This is a genomic window from Rhizobium sp. 22-785-1 (genome assembly GCF_053521965.1).
Genome location: NZ_JBNWDI010000003.1, coordinates 157,827 through 175,136 on the forward strand (window position 1 = coordinate 157,827; position 17,310 = coordinate 175,136).

A 17,310-nucleotide genomic window follows, 5' to 3' on the forward strand; every position below is an offset into this window, starting at 1 on the left:
GAGGAATGTGCCTCACCTACCTCTCTAGGATGACGGATCGGTGACAGTTAGACCGGAAAAGTCAAAGAGTTTCGTATCAAGCAAATGCGAAGGATTGACGTGGGCGAGAGCGCGCAACATCACGTCCTTGCGGCCCGGCATGCGGCGCTCGATATCGGCTAGCATGTCCTTCATGGCATTTCGCTGCAAACCGTCCTGAGAGCCGCAGAGGTCGCAGGGTATGATGGGAAACTCCATCGCAGCGGCAAACTTCGCCAGATCGTCCTCGGCGCAATAGGCGAGCGGGCGCAGCACCATCAAGTCACCCTCATCATTCATCAGCTTCGCCGGCATGCCGGCAAGCCGGCCACCATGGAAGAAATTCATGAAGAAGGTTTCCAGAATGTCTTCGCGGTGGTGACCGAGCAGCAGCGCGTCGCAGCCCTCTTCCCGTGCGATGCGGTAAAGATTGCCACGACGAAGACGCGAACAGAGGGAGCAGTAGGTGGCTCCTTCCGGGACCTTTTCCTTCACGATAGTGTAGGTATCGCGATATTCGATGCGATGCGGCATCCCGATCTTCGTCAGATAGTCGGGCAGGATATGTTTTGGGAAGTTCGGCTGCCCTTGGTCGAGATTGCAGGCGATCAACTCAACCGGCAAAAGACCGCGCCACTTGAGATCGAGCAGGAGCGCGAGAAGACCATAGCTGTCCTTGCCGCCGGAAAGACCAACCAGCCAGCGCTTTTGCCCGTTCAACATGCCGAAATCATCGAAAGCCTGTCGCACGTTTCGCAACAACCGCTTGCGCAGCTTGTTAAAGGAGACCGAACGCGGCGCATCGGCAAAGAGCGGATGGGCACCACCAGCCTCTTCGACCTCGCCGGCTTCCTGAATGTCATCGATATTGGCGGCAATGGTCATGGTCATCTCGCTGTCCTATCCGCATTGAAGCGGCTAGGGACAGGGAATGCCCTCATACAGACGCAAGATCAAGCCCCGAATACCGACCAGCCCATTCGGTTCGCCAGCATTTCAAGCGCATCCGAGCCGAGCGCGGAGTTGCCGACCTTATTGAGACCCGGCGACCAGACGGCTATTGACGCCTTGCCGGGTGCCACCGCCAGAATACCGCCGCCGACACCGCTCTTGCCGGGAAGACCGACGTGGTAAGCAAAGTCGCCCGATCCATCATAATGGCCGCAGGTGAGCATCAGGGCATTGATACGGCGCGCCCTGCGATCAGAAACCACAGAGTGCCCCGTCAGTGGATTGCGTCCGCGATTGGCCAGGAAGAGCCCTGCCCGCGCCAACTGCACGCAGTTCATGGACAGCGCGCACTGGTGAAAGTAGACGCCGAGCGTATGGTCCACCGGATGATGGATATTGCCAAAACTGCGCATGAAGTTTGCGAGCGCAAAGTTGCGAAAGCCGGTTGCCTGCTCGGATTTGGCGACGGTGTTATCGATCGAGATCGTATCGTCATTGGCGAGATAGCGAACGAAGCGCAGGAGTTCACCAATAGCTTCTCGCGGCTGATGTCCAGCAAGTACCATGTCGGTGACCACGATCGCGCCTGCATTGACGAACGGGTTGCGGGGAATGCCGTGTTCATGTTCCAGCTGAACGATAGAATTGAACGATGAGCCGGAAGGCTCTCGGCCAACGCGCTTCCAGACGGACTCACCGGCCTTGCCGAGCGCAAGAGTCAGCATGAAGACTTTGGAGATACTCTGGATCGAGAAAGGCACGATGGCGTCACCTGCAACGAAGGTCTCGCCTTCGACTGTGGTGACGGCAATGCCGAACTGCTTCGGATCAACCTTGGCGAGTTCGGGAATATAATCCGCGACCTTCCCTTCACCGAGATGGTTTTTCATCTCGTCATAGATGGAATCGATGACCGTCTGAATATTCTGCATACCCTGCCCCGATACAGAAAAAGCGCCCGTGGGGCGCTTTTGCTAGATGTATGACCGCCTTAGATGGAGGTTGAACGTGCCTTTGTGGTGATGGCGAACGCCTTCATCACGTAGCTGTCACGATCGTAAACGTCGTCGAAATACTGCACCTTGCCATCCTTGTCGGGCCATGCGGTAAAATAGGCGACATAGACCGGAATTTTGACAGGCACTGACACGGCACGGTTTTCGCCACCAGCAATCTGCTTGTTGACGTTGTCGATCGTCGTGCCGAGAACCGCTGCCGCCATGCGACGTGGGTCAACAAGGCGGATACAGCCATGGCTCAGAGCGCGCATATCGCGGTTGAAGAAGCTCTTCGATGGCGTGTCATGCATGTAGATGGCATGGCTATTGGGGAAGAGGATCTTGAGATCGCCCAGCGCATTGTCGCTGCTCGGAGGCTGACGAACCGAGATTGCTTTGGTCGAGCCGTACCAGTTGATGCTTGACGATGACACGGCACGGCCATTGACCGTAACTTCATAGCCAAGACGATCGAGATAGGACGGATCGTTGCGAAGCTTCGGCAGCATTTCGTTGACGATGATCGACTGTGGAACGCCCCAATAGGGGTTGAATTCTACCGTCTGGATTTCATCCTGGAAGAAGTAAGTCTGGTTGGTCTTTGAGCCGATGACCACCTTCATACCGAACTGCTCTTTGCCCTGATCATGGTAGTAAGCCATGAAGGCGGGCTGGTTGATGAGCACATAGCGGTCACCAAGATCGGCAGGCAGCCAGCGGACCTGCTCCATCGCCACTTGAAGCTTGGCGATCTTGGCCTCGTTGCTGTCGCCGGTCATCGCCCTAACAGTTGCGCGGCCGATCACACCGTCGGCCTTAAGACCGTTTTCACTCTGGAATGCCTTGACCAACTCCACCAGTTCCGGCGTGTATTGTGTGGACTGCTGCGAGGCGGAAAGTGCGGCAGCATGCTCGCTCTTCAACGCCTCGGAAGAGCGATGCTGAATGGCTTTCACCACATTCGCCACTTCGGGATTATCCTCGCCGGGTTTCAGAACCAGATCGGCGGGAACAGCAATCTTGCCCTCACCAGACTTGTCTTCATCCAGAAGCTTTACCAGCTCAGCCTTCAGGGCCTTGTATTCCGGGTTGGACGGTTCGCGAGACCGCAAATAGGCCGTCACGTCTGGGCTCAAAGCAGCAAGCTTCAAAACCGGCGCCAGATTGACGGTCTTGCGCTTAAAATCATGGTAGCCGGACAGCTTGTTCGGATCGACCCTGCCCCTTGTGGTGTCCTGAACATAGCCGAGAACTTTTGCCGAAAGCGCCAGCTCGAATTGCATCATCGAACGGTTGATTGGCTTGGTTTCGGTTTCGGCAACGCTAACCGTCTGCACGGCTGCCTGTGGTTCGTCGCCGATGCTGGCGGTCACGTCGGAAGATGGCGCGGAGATGCCGTAATCCGCTGGATCCAGACCACTTTCGCCTACGGTTTCAAAGAAAGCGAGCACGGCAGAAGCCCGCTCGTTGATATCCCCATTGGACACCCAGATCGGCTTTGCGCCGCCTGCATAATAGGCCTCCAAGGCCTTTGCGATTTCCGGTGTCGCCGACAGCTTTACGCCTGCGTAATCAGGTCCGAATTTAGAGGTGTCGACCGCAAGCGTGCCGTCGGCCTTATACGTGTAATAGCGCGGACCGGAGATACGCGGTGCAGGCTCAGGATCCATATCGCGCCCGGCGGGCGCGCTTTGCTGCACGACGCCAGGGAGACCGCGGTCCTGACGTTCGCGCTCCACTTTACCGGGTCCGCCGCGAAGCAGATCCATGAGAGTGATTGCGCTGGCGGGAGCGGGAATGCCCGCAGAGACGGAAACACCGAGAGCCAGTATGAACGCCGCCGATTTTTTTCCTGAAGTGATCTGCAATTTGTTCCTCATTGCGTCCAGCGCCCGCATCCATCGAAGCGCGAATAAAACATTGTCTGTCTAGCGGATTGAGCTTCGCTTGAAAAGAAAACGCGCAAAGTCCGATCTCGTGCCAGAATCGTTCTGCCGTTCGTCAAAAAAATCTCCGGCAATCTCCTTAATTTTTGGCAGGAATAGTTAAATTTCTCTTTAATTTCGCAGCATTGCAGCAAGATGTTTTTTCACTAGGCGTAGGATCCAAATCGCTAGATTGACCGCCTCGACAACGTCACCCAAAAGTCACGCCGATCAACTTTCGAATCTGCGATGGAATCTGACGCCCGGCTGCGACTGAGGCTTTCCACAGTTGCGTGATAGCTCTATATGTCTGCTCGCGCAGGGCGAGCGGAGATAGCGTCCTGCTGAAGGAACACAATGGAGAGGCAGGACCGATGACAGCCACACGCACCGAAACCGATACATTTGGGCCGATCGAAGTCGCCAGCGATCGCTATTGGGGCGCGCAGGCCCAGCGGTCGCTCGGCAATTTCAAGATCGGCTGGGAAAAGCAGCCCACATCCGTCATCCGTGCCCTTGGCATCGTCAAACAGGCCGCAGCGCGCGCCAACATGGCGCTGGGCGGTCTGGATGCGAAGCTCGGCGACACTATCATCAAGGCCGCTCAGGAAGTCATCGATGGCAAACTGAACGAGCACTTCCCGCTCGTCGTCTGGCAGACGGGCTCGGGCACGCAGTCCAATATGAATGCCAATGAGGTGATCTCCAACCGGGCAATCGAGATGCTCGGCGGCGTGATGGGTTCCAAGAAGCCCGTCCACCCCAACGATCATGTCAACATGAGCCAGTCGTCCAACGATACCTATCCGACGGCCATGCACATCGCATGCGCCGAACAAATCGTCCATCATCTCCTGCCCGGACTGAAGCATCTTCATGCTGCTCTCGACAAGAAGGCGAAGGATTTCGCCCACATCATCAAGATCGGGCGCACCCACACACAGGACGCGACGCCGTTGACGCTTGGTCAGGAGTTTTCCGGATACGCAGCGCAGGTCGCCTCGTCGATCAAGCGCATCGAATTGACGCTGCCGGGCCTTTGCGAACTCGCCCAAGGTGGAACCGCCGTTGGCACCGGGCTGAACGCACCCATCGGCTTCGCGGAGAAAGTCGCCGAGGAAATTGCGGCCATTACAGGCCTGCCCTTCGTCACCGCACCGAACAAGTTCGAGGCGCTCGCTGCGCATGATGCAATGGTCTTCTCGCACGGCGCAATCGCCGCTGCGGCTGCGGCACTCTTCAAGATCGCCAACGATATCCGCTTCCTTGGTTCCGGCCCGCGCGCAGGTCTTGGCGAACTGTCGCTGCCGGAGAACGAACCGGGTTCATCGATTATGCCGGGCAAGGTCAACCCCACCCAGTCCGAAGCGCTGACGCAGGTTTGTGCTCACGTCTTCGGAAACCAGGCTGCCATTACCTTTGCTGGATCGCAGGGCCATTTCGAGCTCAACGTCTATAATCCAATGATGGCCTACAACTTCCTGCAGTCCGTTCAGCTCCTGGGCGATGCAGCGGTGTCTTTCACCGACAATTGCGTTGTGGGCATCGAAGCACGCGAAGACAACATTCGCAAGGGCGTGGAAAACTCGCTGATGCTGGTCACAGCACTCAACACCAAACTCGGCTACGACGCGTGCGCCAAGATCGCCAAGACTGCTCACAAGAACGGCACGACGTTGCGTGAAGAGGCTGTCGGCGGTGGATATCTTACGAACGAGGAGTTCGATCAGTATGTTCGTCCCGAGAACATGATCGGCCCCAAATAACGACCATGGTCAGACAACGGGCCTGTCCCGTTGTCTGACCTACTCGTGCTGTCTACTGCCCAACGAAATGCTTGTTTAGAGACAATAATTTTCGTAGATAAAATCTTGGTGAGCTTATAAAGCAATACTATGTTCTCCAGCGACTCCCGCAAGAGGCTGAACTTGAGAACGGGCCGGCCTGTCAATGCAGCATCAACGGTAAGTTTGGGAGAACTGTCGTTGAGGATGCGCCGGTTACAACAAGATTACATGGGGACGCCTGATGAGTACGGGATCGACACTGACCATGCCCGGCGCTGATGTTGCCAGTCAGATTCTTCTTGCCATGCGCAACATGGGCGTTGCACCAATTCCCCGTAACTACAATCTTTTCTACGAGGCGTTCATCGGCTCAAACCCTGCGCTTTCGAAAGAACTGCTTCGATTTGGCAGTACGGCAACTCAGGAAGAGCTGGATGAACTTGGTGCTCGCTTTTTCAACCAAGGCCACAGCAGGATTATCGAAAACGTCCACGAGAGGCTTCATCTAGAACTGGAAGCTTTGCTGACGGTCCTGAAACAGGAACAATCGAGCCTGGAAAAATATAATCGTGTTCTGGACGAAACCCGTGAACGCATCTCGGTCAAGAGCGCCACGAGCACCTCTATCGTCAGCGCAGCGATATCCATTCTTGCAGAAGCCACGGGCAACAAGATTTCCCAGGGAGAGACACGTTCCAAAGACTTGAACCGGCATGCTGAAGAGATGCAGCAGGTACGTCTCGAACTGGATGAATACAAGCGCATCGCCAATACCGATTCTCTGACCCGGCTCTCCAATCGCAGAGCCTTCGATGAGAAGCTTGCGGGTGTGTATGATACGAGCATCGGCCTTCACCTTTCCTCCCTCGTGCTGCTGGACGTGGACAACTTCAAGCGCATCAACGACACCTATGGTCATCCCGTCGGCGATAAAATCCTCGCAAGCGTCGCCTCCGTCATTCGCAAGTCCGTTCGAGGCGAACTCTTCGTTGCACGCACAGGCGGCGAGGAATTCGCGATCATAGCTGAGAAGATGAATGCCGATGAAGTCAGGGAAATGTGCGAGCGTATCCGAGTGGCGCTTGAAAAAACCCCGTTCAGAAACTCGAAGACTGGTATCGATTACGGTCAGATCACCATTTCAATCGGCTATGCAATAGCAACACAGGCCCAAAACCCTGTCGATCTCTACACCAATTCCGATGTTGCGCTTTATAATGCGAAAAGCAGCGGCCGCAACCGCACGATCCTGTTCGAAGAAGGCATGCAGAAGAATTACACCGGTAAAGGCTGGCTGATCTACCGGACCTGAACTGCGTGATCCGGGCGCCCTACCACATTGTTTTTGCAGCCCTTTCCGGCCATTCCTTATCGTAGCTGTCCTGATCGAAATCCGCCTTGGCTGCCTTGAGCAATGCACCGGGCGTCGGAAGCGACGCCGGATCGATGAAGTTTTGCGGATGCCAGAGCTCCGAACGGATCAGGGCGCGGGCACATTGAAAGTAGACTTCATTGATCGTCACCACCGTAACGGTGCGTGGATGTTTTCCATCCATCGTAAAGCTTTCGAGGAGAGCGGGCTCTGCCGAGACAACGGCACTTCCATTGATGCGCATGGTCGTGGTGGAACCAGGCACGAGGAACATCAGCGCAACTCTCGGGTCACGTACGATATTCATCAGCGAATCCACTCGATTATTGCCCCGCCAGTCCGGAAGTAGAACGGTCTTGTCATCCTGAACCCGAACGACGCCACCCTTGTCTCCACGTGGGGAGCAGTCCATTCCCTCCGGTCCAACCGTCGCAAGCGCCAAAAACGGCGCTGCTTCGATCATCTGGCGATATTCGGGGGTGAGATGCGACGTCACCTTGATCAAAGATGCCTCGGAACAGCCGTCATAGATGGCCTTCAGTTCCTCGACGGAGCGAATAACTGCCATTTTTCTTACTCCTTTTCAGAGCACTCTGCGATCTCTCGCGGCGCTCCCCATCCTGCTGTGTTCGATAGCATGTCGGCGTCTGAACTACGGCAAACTTTCGCGACGACCATGTTAAGCAACGCCATTTTTGGACTGAAGTCAGCCATTTTGCTCTGCTTCTTCGCGTGCTTCACGTTCAGCGCGCTCACGCGCCGTCCTTGCCGCTACGAGATCGGCAGGTGACGCATTGCCGCGCACGAGCGAGCGACCCGCGTAAATGCCGCCGACAACTTCCATGGCGAAACGCTCCGCGTCGACATCGCGAAACTCTTCGACCAGACTTTCGGCAATCTCCTGCCTCTCGCCGACGGAGGCCAAAACCTTCTCACTGAAATCGAGTGCCGATTCGTAGGTCTCGCGGATTTGATAATCGACGCCTGCTTTGACCAGGTCGATGGCATGACCGCGATCGAAAGCGCGCGCCAGCACTGGCACCAGCGGAAACTCATGCTTGACGATCTCCGCGATGCGAACCGCCGCCTCTTTGTCATCGACGCAGATCAAAACGGCACGCGCCGTAGCAGCCCCCGCTGCATGGAGAATTTCCGAGCGCGCACCATCGCCATAATAGACTTTGAAACCAAAATCAGCCGCATCGCGGACGAAGTCCGCATCCTTATCAATCAGCGACAACATGTAGCCACGTGCCAAAAGCGGCTGACTGACGATCTGGCCAAAACGGCCGAAGCCGATGATGAGAATACTGCCTTCGACATTTTCAGGAAGTTCAAGGCCGTCCGTATTGGGCTTTGCAGCCGGCATGACACGATCGTGGACGATCACCATCAACGGCGTCAGTATCATCGAAATGATGATCATCGCAGTCAGCACCGCGTTTGCTTCTGCGTTCAGAATACCGGCGGTCGCTGCGGCGGAATAAAGAACGAAGGCAAATTCACCGCCCTGCGCCATCAGTGCGGCACGCTCGATGGCTTCACGCTGGCAGGTACCCACAAGCCTTGCGACACTGTAAATCAACAGCGCTTTGACGAGCATGTACGCGATGACGCCGACGACTACGATCTTCCAGTTCGTCGCAATGACCGAAAGATCGATCGCCATGCCCACACCGAGAAAGAACAGGCCAAGCAGAATGCCACGGAACGGCTCGATATCGGCTTCCAACTGGTGACGGAAAGCCGATTCCGATAGAAGAACGCCGGCAAGAAACGCTCCCATCGCCATGGAAAGCCCGCTGACCTGCATGAGAAGCGCTGATCCAAGCACGACAAGCAGCGCCGCAGCCGTCATTACCTCACGCGCACCGGAGGCGGCCAACAGACGAAAAAGAGGATTGAGCAGATAACGCCCGGCGAAAACCAGAGCAACCGTCGCGGCAAGCGCGATGCCGAAAGACAGGAGCCGCTCGCTCATCGCGACTTCTTCGCCGCCTGCGCCCAGAAACGTGACCAGCACCAATAGTGGCACGATCGCCAGATCCTCGAAGAGCAGAATGGCGATGATGCGCTGTCCCTTCAGCGTCGAAAGGCTGCCGCGCTCCTGCAGCATCTGCATGACGATGGCCGTCGATGTGAGTACAAATCCAGTTCCCGCTACAAAGGAGAAAATGACCGGATATCCGAAAACCACGCCGATCATCGTCAGACCGCCGATACAGATTATGACCTGAAGGGCGCCTAGACCAAAAATGTCTTTTCGCATGGACCACAGCCTTGACGGCTGCATCTCGAGACCGATGATGAAAAGGAACATGACTACGCCGAGTTCGGCTATATGGATAATGGCCTGCGGATCGGAAAATGCGCCTAGTCCGAAAGGGCCGATAACGAGGCCCGCTACGAGATACCCAAGAACCGAGCCGAGACCAATGCGCTTGAAAATGGGGGCCGCCACCACACCGGCGGCGAGCAGGACGACCACTTGGGCCAGATCATTCGCATTTCCCTCGACGGCCAAGTGTCACCTCTACGTTGAAATCATATGCAACTTCCCTAACGGAACCGCGGCTCCCTACTCAAGCCCTTTTCCGCCAGTTCCTGTTCGTAAGCCTGGAACAGTGCGTCTCCTTTTTCGCCCAGTTCCTGGAGATAGCGCCAGGTAAAGATGCCGCTGTCATGCCCGTCATCGAATGCGATGCGCACGGCATAATTGCCGGTGGCGACCACGTTGCGGATCGCCACATCGCGCTTGCCCGGCACAGTGACATTCTGGCCGGGACCATGTCCCTGAACTTCCGCCGAAGGGGATAGAACGCGCAGCATCTCGGCGGGGAGCGTGTGAGAGACACCTTTATCGAACACCACGGTCAGGTGTTTGCGGTCTTTGGAAACCCGCAATTCGGTGGGCCATGCTTGATTGTCGCTGCTGCTCATGATTTCTGATCGTTCTATCGAGGTGTGAAGATTTGACGCCCGGCACGTTAACCGACCGTTGGTTCGTCATAGCAGCCTGTGGCAACAATGGCTATCGCGCGAGGCCATCGGTTTGAAGTGCAGGTCCACGCGATCTTGCTTGCAGGCCTATAGTTCGAGAAGATTGCAAAACCTACTCACACTCCTGCTCACAATGTGCCACAATTTTTTACGGCCATGGTGGGGCCAAGATAGGCATTGGAATGGAACTGCTGCTGTTACAAGCGCTGCCGTTGGACGGGACAATGTGGACCAAGCAAATGGACCTACTCCCCGGAGCGACCCATGCTCCAACGCTATATGACTTTGGAGACAATTTCGGATCATGGGCAGAAAACGCACTGTCGCTCACAACGGCCAAACGGCTCGTCGTTGTTGGTTGCTCAGTCGTTGGATCATGTGCACTTGAGGTCACCGCTTTGGCGCCTGAGCGGGTCCGAGCCCTTATCCTCATAGGAACCAAGGCGTGGCGAAGGCGAGACCTTGCCTATCATTCTTCCGTTCTCAGGATGCTGAACGAGGAAGGGCTGGAATTCGCATGGCAGAAATCCTGGAGTCCTTTGCTTTCCCGCGTAGCTTCGCCGGAGACGATCGAGAGGACACTGCACCAGGGATTGAGATCAGCCAGAAGCAAGCTATCATGGCTCGAAATGGTCTTGTGTATGTAGTACCCGAGTGCGGGCATTATGTGCCGATCGAGCAGCCGGAAGTGCTCAACTCCATTATCTGCCGGACCCTTGAGACAGCTTGACGAATCGAGGGTCACTGGACATCTTGATCTCGGCGTGGCCTGCGCCCAACCTCTCAGACCTTCCCCAGCATGGTCTTCAACCGAGGCAAAGGGACTTTTGTCTCGGGTCGCTCATCTTGGTCCGATCGTGCCGGATGGTTGCTGGGGAACCCTGTCCGGGACGTGAAAGGCTAGATCATGACCCAGAATGGAAATTTCAAACGCCGCGTGCGTGCCCGTGCCGCCAAGACCGGCGAATCCTACACCGCCGCACTTCGTAATATCCGCCAGCAGCCAGGCCGTCCCGAACTCCGGTCGCTGCGGTTGGCTGTGGCGCAAACGTCTCTCTTCGACGATCCTCGCGATGTGTCGGCACTTCGCGCCAGTGGAGCGGAGATGCGTCGCCTCATGCGTGATGCCCATCAAGCGGGGTCTCGCCTGCTCCATTTTCCGGAGGGCACAACCTGCTGGCCCGGCAAGCGCATCATGTCCGAAACGGGGCCGCGCTCCATCGGGCCTTCCGATTGGACACGCTTCCAATGGGACGTGCTGCGCGAGGAGTTGGAGGAAACGAGGAGACTGGCCGGCGCACTCAAGCTTTGGATCGTGTTCGGGTCCGTTCATCGCCTGACTCCGCCGCACCGACCATACAACAGTCTGTATGTCGTTTCCGATCGTGGAGAGTTGGTGACGCGCTACGACGAGCGCCTTCTCTCGAACACGAAAATCTCCTTCATGTATTCACCCGGCAGGAACCCCGTGACGTTTGAGGTCGATGGCCTGCGCATCGGGTGCGCGCTGGGCATGGAGGTGCATTACCCGGAAATCTTCGTTGAGTACGAAACCCTTGGAGTCGGTTGCGTCCTGTTCTCCACCGCAGGAGGAACACCCTCCGGAGCTCCCGCCTTCGCGGCAGAGGCGCTCGGCCATGCTGCGAGCAATAGCTACTGGATCAGCTTCTCTACGCTCGCGCCTCAGAGTCCCGGTGCTCCCTCCGGTATCGCTTCGCCGGAAGGGCAATGGGCCATTCAATGCCCCATGGATGGTCAACCTGCCATTGCGGTCACAGAAATCCAGACGAACCCTGAAGGTCTTGCGCGGTCATGGCGGAACCAGGTTCGCAACAACCTTTACGCGCCCCACCACATTGAAGGTGATCTAAGGAGCGATGAGCGAAGCTTGTTTTGATTGAACGCGAGATCGGGGCCGGTCACCGGCCCCGCAATCCAAGCCGCAGCACTGTCGAGGCCAGAAGGTTTTTCTCGAGGTACTTCCATCACGTCAGTAGCGCCCAATCCTTGTAGGCTTGATTGACTGCAAAGAGCGACGCCAACCTAATTTTGGGTAGCGTCGATTGCTCGAAAAGCTCGGCGTAGCGACGCCGATTGCTGGGAGTAGTGATGACGATGTGGCGGATCATGTTCCATTTGACGCTATCGCGGCCGCCTTCCAGCGCGCCCTGCCGATCAGCCTCGAAGAGAGACCGGCGAACATACCGCGTTAAGCTAACCAGCGTCGAAACCTCGAGAACGATCAGGCCGGTCGCACGCGCGAAGCGCTGCGGCGTGAGCTTGGAGTAGTTGCCATCCATGACCCATTGATCTCCCTGGATGGCTTTATCATGAAGATAACGAAACTCATCAAACGGACGTGGCATCCAATCCGTATTTGGAAGATGATAATACTGATCGAGATGGACTGCGGGAAGACCACATTGACGCGAGATCGCATCTGCAAGCGTGGATTTTCCGCTGTTTGAAGGACCAAGGATACAAATGCGGTCGCCAAGCTCTGAAAGCTGCATTGGAGGTCTCTAATGTGAATGAAATGCTTTGCCCTGATCGATAGCGATGGATTGTGACACAAGAATAGCCACTCGAAGCGCAATTACGGAGTTTCGACTTGACGTTAGCCAGTCGCATCCCCAGACTCTGGATATGAACAGCGTCACCGGTTTTCCCTCAACGGCAAGTCCGCTCTCCGAAGTCAGGGCTCCCATGATCGACCCCTTCGGCCGGGCCGTAACGTACCTGCGTGTTTCGGTCACGGACCGGTGTGATTTCCGCTGTACCTATTGCATGTCGGAGCACATGACCTTCCTGCCGAAGAAGGATCTGCTGACGCTCGAAGAACTCGACCGGCTCTGTTCCGCCTTCATCGCCAAGGGCGTGCGCAAGCTGCGCCTGACAGGCGGTGAACCCCTGGTGCGCAAGAACATCATGCATCTCATCCGCAATCTCGGTCGCCATCTTGAAACCGGCCGACTGGAAGAGCTGACGCTAACCACCAACGGCTCACAACTTGGTGGCCATGCCGCCGAGCTTTATGATTGCGGCGTGCGCCGGATCAACGTGTCGCTGGATACGCTTGATGCGGAGAAGTTCCGACAGATCACCCGTTGGGGTGATTTCTCCAAGGTGATGGCCGGCATTGACGCGGCTCTCGCGTCAGGCATCAAGATCAAGCTCAATGCAGTGGCGCTGAAAGACTTCAACGAGCACGAAATTCCCGAACTCATGCGTTTTGCCCACGCGCGTGGCATGGATCTCACGGTCATTGAAACCATGCCGATGGGCGAGATCGAAGAAGACCGCACGGATCGTTACCTGCCGCTTTCGCAAGTTCGCGCATCGCTCGAAGAACGGTTCACACTTACCGATATTCCTTACAAGACGGGCGGCCCGGCCCGTTATGTCGAGGTCAGGGAAACCGGTGGACGTCTTGGCTTCATTACGCCGATGACACACAATTTCTGCGAGAGTTGCAATCGAGTGCGCATTACCTGCACCGGCACACTCTATATGTGCCTTGGCCAAGACGATGCGGCGGATCTGAGAGCGCCGCTACGCGCCTCAGATGGCGACGTGCTTTTGTCACAGGCAATCGACGACGCCATTCTCCGTAAACCCAAGGGCCACGACTTCATCATCGACCGGGATCGCAAGCGTCCCGCTGTCGCTCGCCACATGAGCGTTACCGGCGGCTGATGTCTCCACTCTAGCGTCGGGCCGAAAATCGGAACCGATCTTGGAACAGCCTGACGCGAGGAGCCGCCGAAGAACGACTATCCTTGATGCGTCCAAGAGCGCAAAATGAAGTGCTCGCTTATTATTTGATACCCTTACATTAAATGGATTGAATTCGACCGCCCGCCATGTCACGACTCTGAAACTGGAGGAGTGAACGGACTCGCGCTGCTGCTGCGGAAGAAAGCATCGCAACGTCGTTCTTGGGATCACATCATGGCATTGACGGACAATACGCGCGGAGCGCTGCTCATGGCTCTGGCGATGGCAAGCTTCACGATCAACGACGCTTTCACCAAGTCCGTCACGCCCTACATCAATACCGGACAGATCCTCTTCGTTCGTGGCGTGATGACCTGCGTGCTAGTATACGTAATCGCGCGCCACATGGGGGCGCTGCGCCCTCTGAAAACCATGCTACGGCCCATCATTCTGCTGCGTTGCCTTTGCGAGGTTGCGGCCTCCATTCTTTATCTCAAGGCACTCAGCTTGATGGAGTTTGCCAATGTGGCGGCTATCATGCAGTCGCTTCCTCTCGCTGTGACGCTTGGTGCAGCGCTTTTCTTGAAAGAGCCTGTGGGCTGGCGGCGCTGGACCGCCATCCTCGTCGGCTTCCTTGGTGTTCTGGTTATTCTGAGGCCTGGTCCAGAGGGCTTCACCTCGGGCGCACTGCTTGTGGTGGCTGCGATGTTCGTGACCGCCGGACGCGACCTTTTGACCCGGCGCATGTATACCGATGTTCCATCCATGGCCGTGACGATGACGACGACTGTCGTGAACACGTTATTTGGGGCCGCACTGATCATGCCCTTCGGTGGATGGCAGCCGATGAACGCCTACGTCTGGTCGCACCTTATCGCAGCCGCTTTTCTGGTCGTCATCGGTTATCAGGCGGTGATTACTGCAATGCGCAGCGGCGATATTTCGTTCGTTGCACCTTTCCGTTACACCAGCATGATCTGGGCCTTCTCCATCGGTCTTTTCTTCTTCGGCGAGCATCTGGACGTCTGGACGCTGTCCGGCACAGCCATCATCGTCGCCTCCGGTCTCTACACATTCTATCGCGAAAGAAGACGTCACCGTGCGCCGATCGCCAAACAGGCTGTGGGTATCGAATGACGAAGACGCGTTTTCTCGATCGCTCCACCCCACCGCATGTGATCACGCTCGTCCTCGTGGCGGGTGTCGCAGCGCTCAGCATGAATGTCTTCCTGCCGTCGCTTGCGGCAATGTCGAACTATTTCGGCACCGACTACGCCGTGATGCAATTCGCCGTCTCAGGCTATCTTGCCGCAACGGCAGTGCTCCAGCTTGTGATCGGACCGCTTTCCGATCTCTTCGGGCGCAGGCCCGTGATGCTCGTCAGTATCCTGCTGATGATTGTTGCCACACTCATCTGTACCTTTGCGCCGAATATCACCGTCTTCATGATCGGCCGCGTTCTGCAGGCGGCGATCGCGTCGGGCTTCGTGCTGGCGAGGGCCATCGTCCGCGACATGGTACCAGCCGAGCAGGCCGCCTCGATGATCGGTTACGTCACCATGGGAATGTCGGTGGTTCCGATGGTCGGGCCCACCGTCGGCGGCTTTCTCAATGATCTCGCTGGCTGGCAAGCAAGCTTCGCCTTTGTCGGCCTCTCCGCCGTTGCGGTTCTGCTGCTCGTCTTTTTCGACATGGGCGAAACCAACCGGCAAAAGTCAGCAAGTTTCGCAGCGCAGTTCAAAGCATGGCCGCAACTTCTTCGCTCCACTCGTTTCTGGGGTTATGCGCTAACCTGCACGCTCTCCTCCGGCCTGTTCTTCTCGTTCCTCGGTGGCGCACCTTTTGTCGGCAGCGTGCTCTACGGGCTGACGCCTGCGGTGCTGGGCATGCAATTCTTCTTCATGGCGACAGGATACATGCTGGGCAACTTCGTCTCCGGCCGCTATGCCAGCCGAATCGGTATCCCGGTGATGATGCTGACCGGCAATGTGATAGCGCTTGGCGGTATCGCCATCGCATATCTTCTGCTTCATCTTGAGCTCGACAGTCACTATGAGTTCTTCATTCCGCTGGCCCTGATCGGCGTCGGTAACGGCGTGACACTGCCCAGCGCCAATGCAGGCATGGTGAGTGTCCAACCTCATCTGGCAGGCTCCGCCTCCGGGCTTGGCGGAGCGCTGACAATTGGTGGTGGAGCAATGCTGTCGGTTATCGCCTCTTCCCTCCTATCGGAAGAAGCCGGTACGACACATCTCCTCCTCGTCATGCTGGTGAATGGCGTGCTTGCCGTTGCGACGAGCGCTTATGCGGGCAGACAGGAACGTCGCCACACACAGCATATACCGAGAGGTGAGGCATGACGAGCACGGTGCGCGCTTTCCCCGGCCTCATACTGGCGGGCGGTCTCTCCCGGCGTATGGGCTCCAACAAGGCTCTCTGCCCCCTAGGCGAACAACAACTTCTGCACCACGTCATCGACAAGATTGCGCCGCAGGTTTCGACACTGGCGCTTAACGCCGTCGGCGAATGGGGAAAAGGCTTTGACCTGCCTCTCGTGCCAGACACAAAGATCGGTCACGCAGGCCCCCTCGCCGGTATTCTCGCTGGCTTGGAGCATTTTAGAGATCACCCTTCCAGCGCAAGCCACATGTTGACGGTGCCTTCAGACAGCCCGTTTTTTCCAGATGATCTTGCTTCGAAGCTCTTGGATCATTTGCCTGACGAGAACTCCATTGTCATCGCGGCCTCCAAAGGACAGGTCCACCCGGTCTTTGCTCTCTGGCCCCTTGCTCTTATGGAGGATCTGCAGCAATGGCTCGCAAACGACAATAACCGGCGCATCCGAAGCTTCCTGGCGCGCCACCCCACGATAGCCGTTTCTTTCCCGCCAGTCGAAAGCGCCACGAGTTCCATCGATCCGTTCTTCAACGTCAATACGCCCGAAGAACTGGCGCAGGCTGAGACTTTCCTTCGGAGCCTGTCTGCATGACGCGTCAAAAAGTATTCGGTATTTCCGGTTGGAAGAACTCGGGTAAGACAGGGCTCGCCGTTCGCATCGTCTCTGAGCTGACTGCGCGCGGCTACCGGGTCTCCACTATCAAACACGCACACCATGATTTCGATATCGATAAGGTGGGCGCGGATAGCTGGCGGCATAGGCAGGCTGGCGCGCATGAGGTGACGATCGTTTCCGGCACCCGATTTGCCATCATGCATGAGCTTCGCGGCGCGCCTGAACCTTCCTTCGAAGAAATTCTGTCCCGGATTGCACCCTGCGATCTGGTTTTGATCGAAGGGTACAAATACGAGCCCGTACCCAAAATCGAGGCCCGCCGAACAGACGCGGCAAAAACAGAACCGCTGGCGCCGCACGATCCGCATATCATTGCAATCGCTGCCGACCACTTGATCCCGCAGAGCACACTTCCGGTCTTCGACCTCGATGACACTGTCCGGATCGCCGACTTTATCGAGGCAACCGTCGGACTTGAGCGTCCATCGACATGAAGAAACCGGCGAAATAAAAACCTGACCGAAATGAA

Annotated in this window: 16 protein-coding genes; 9 read left to right on the top strand and 7 right to left on the bottom strand. The window is 56.7% G+C overall.

Annotated features, from left to right (window positions below; genetic code table 11):
• Positions 1–24: 24 nt before the first annotated feature.
• The 3 genes from ttcA to ACQZ5M_RS08415 form a co-directional block, all read right to left on the bottom strand.
• A complete protein-coding gene (ttcA, locus tag ACQZ5M_RS08405) occupies positions 25–903 on the bottom strand; it encodes a tRNA 2-thiocytidine(32) synthetase TtcA (protein WP_449079605.1) in 879 nt (292 codons plus the stop codon).
• Between the two features lie 68 nt (positions 904–971).
• A complete protein-coding gene (locus ACQZ5M_RS08410) occupies positions 972–1,901 on the bottom strand; it encodes a glutaminase (protein ID WP_296041534.1) in 930 nt (309 codons plus the stop codon).
• A gap of 59 nt (positions 1,902–1,960) precedes the next feature.
• A complete protein-coding gene (locus tag ACQZ5M_RS08415) occupies positions 1,961–3,847 on the bottom strand; it encodes a L,D-transpeptidase family protein (protein WP_449079453.1) in 1,887 nt (628 codons plus the stop codon).
• A 419-nt stretch (positions 3,848–4,266) separates the two neighbouring features.
• On the opposite strand from ACQZ5M_RS08415, the gene fumC reads away from it, so the two are divergent.
• Positions 4,267–5,658, top strand: a complete 1,392-nt coding sequence (gene fumC, locus ACQZ5M_RS08420; protein WP_296021973.1) for a class II fumarate hydratase — start codon at positions 4,267–4,269, stop codon at positions 5,656–5,658.
• A 262-nt stretch (positions 5,659–5,920) separates the two neighbouring features.
• A complete protein-coding gene (locus ACQZ5M_RS08425; protein WP_296041539.1) occupies positions 5,921–6,991 on the top strand; it encodes a GGDEF domain-containing protein in 1,071 nt (356 codons plus the stop codon).
• 19 nt (positions 6,992–7,010) lie between these two features.
• On the opposite strand, the gene ACQZ5M_RS08430 is transcribed toward ACQZ5M_RS08425, so the two are convergent.
• The 3 genes from ACQZ5M_RS08430 to ACQZ5M_RS08440 form a co-directional block, all read right to left on the bottom strand.
• A complete protein-coding gene (locus tag ACQZ5M_RS08430; protein WP_449079454.1) occupies positions 7,011–7,619 on the bottom strand; it encodes a pyridoxamine 5'-phosphate oxidase family protein in 609 nt (202 codons plus the stop codon).
• Positions 7,620–7,757: 138 nt separating this feature from the next.
• Positions 7,758–9,575 carry a monovalent cation:proton antiporter-2 (CPA2) family protein gene (locus ACQZ5M_RS08435; protein ID WP_449079455.1) on the bottom strand — a complete coding sequence of 606 codons (1,818 nt, stop codon included), beginning with the start codon at positions 9,573–9,575 and terminating at the stop codon, positions 7,758–7,760.
• A 35-nt stretch (positions 9,576–9,610) separates the two neighbouring features.
• Positions 9,611–9,991 (bottom strand): gamma-butyrobetaine hydroxylase-like domain-containing protein, encoded by a 381-nt coding sequence (locus tag ACQZ5M_RS08440; protein WP_449079456.1) that lies wholly within the window; start codon positions 9,989–9,991, stop codon positions 9,611–9,613.
• 577 nt (positions 9,992–10,568) lie between these two features.
• Between ACQZ5M_RS08440 and ACQZ5M_RS08445 the strand changes: the two genes are divergently transcribed.
• Both ACQZ5M_RS08445 and ACQZ5M_RS08450 read left to right on the top strand, forming a co-directional pair.
• The gene (locus ACQZ5M_RS08445) at positions 10,569–10,781 is read left to right on the top strand and encodes an alpha/beta fold hydrolase (RefSeq protein WP_449079457.1); all 213 of its coding nucleotides are present in this window, start codon (positions 10,569–10,571) and stop codon (positions 10,779–10,781) included.
• A gap of 177 nt (positions 10,782–10,958) precedes the next feature.
• Positions 10,959–11,948, top strand: coding sequence for a carbon-nitrogen hydrolase family protein (locus tag ACQZ5M_RS08450; protein WP_449079458.1), 990 nt, complete (start codon positions 10,959–10,961; stop codon positions 11,946–11,948).
• 88 nt (positions 11,949–12,036) lie between these two features.
• On the opposite strand, the gene ACQZ5M_RS08455 is transcribed toward ACQZ5M_RS08450, so the two are convergent.
• A complete protein-coding gene (locus ACQZ5M_RS08455; protein WP_449079459.1) occupies positions 12,037–12,564 on the bottom strand; it encodes an AAA family ATPase in 528 nt (175 codons plus the stop codon).
• Positions 12,565–12,697: 133 nt separating this feature from the next.
• Between ACQZ5M_RS08455 and moaA the strand changes: the two genes are divergently transcribed.
• From moaA to mobB, 5 genes are all read left to right on the top strand, one after another.
• Positions 12,698–13,747 carry a GTP 3',8-cyclase MoaA gene (moaA, locus tag ACQZ5M_RS08460; RefSeq protein WP_449079460.1) on the top strand — a complete coding sequence of 350 codons (1,050 nt, stop codon included), beginning with the start codon at positions 12,698–12,700 and terminating at the stop codon, positions 13,745–13,747.
• A gap of 255 nt (positions 13,748–14,002) precedes the next feature.
• Positions 14,003–14,905, top strand: a complete 903-nt coding sequence (locus tag ACQZ5M_RS08465) for a DMT family transporter (protein ID WP_449079461.1) — start codon at positions 14,003–14,005, stop codon at positions 14,903–14,905.
• On the top strand, positions 14,902–16,128 hold the full coding sequence (locus tag ACQZ5M_RS08470) for a multidrug effflux MFS transporter (protein WP_449079462.1): 1,227 nt from the start codon (positions 14,902–14,904) through the stop codon (positions 16,126–16,128). Before ACQZ5M_RS08465 ends, ACQZ5M_RS08470 begins: the two co-directional genes overlap by 4 nt.
• On the top strand, positions 16,125–16,757 hold the full coding sequence (gene mobA / locus ACQZ5M_RS08475) for a molybdenum cofactor guanylyltransferase MobA (RefSeq protein ID WP_449079463.1): 633 nt from the start codon (positions 16,125–16,127) through the stop codon (positions 16,755–16,757). The genes ACQZ5M_RS08470 and mobA overlap by 4 nt, the downstream gene beginning before the upstream one ends.
• A complete protein-coding gene (mobB, locus tag ACQZ5M_RS08480; RefSeq protein WP_296085485.1) occupies positions 16,754–17,275 on the top strand; it encodes a molybdopterin-guanine dinucleotide biosynthesis protein B in 522 nt (173 codons plus the stop codon). The genes mobA and mobB overlap by 4 nt, the downstream gene beginning before the upstream one ends.
• The last annotated feature ends 35 nt before the right edge of the window (positions 17,276–17,310 follow it).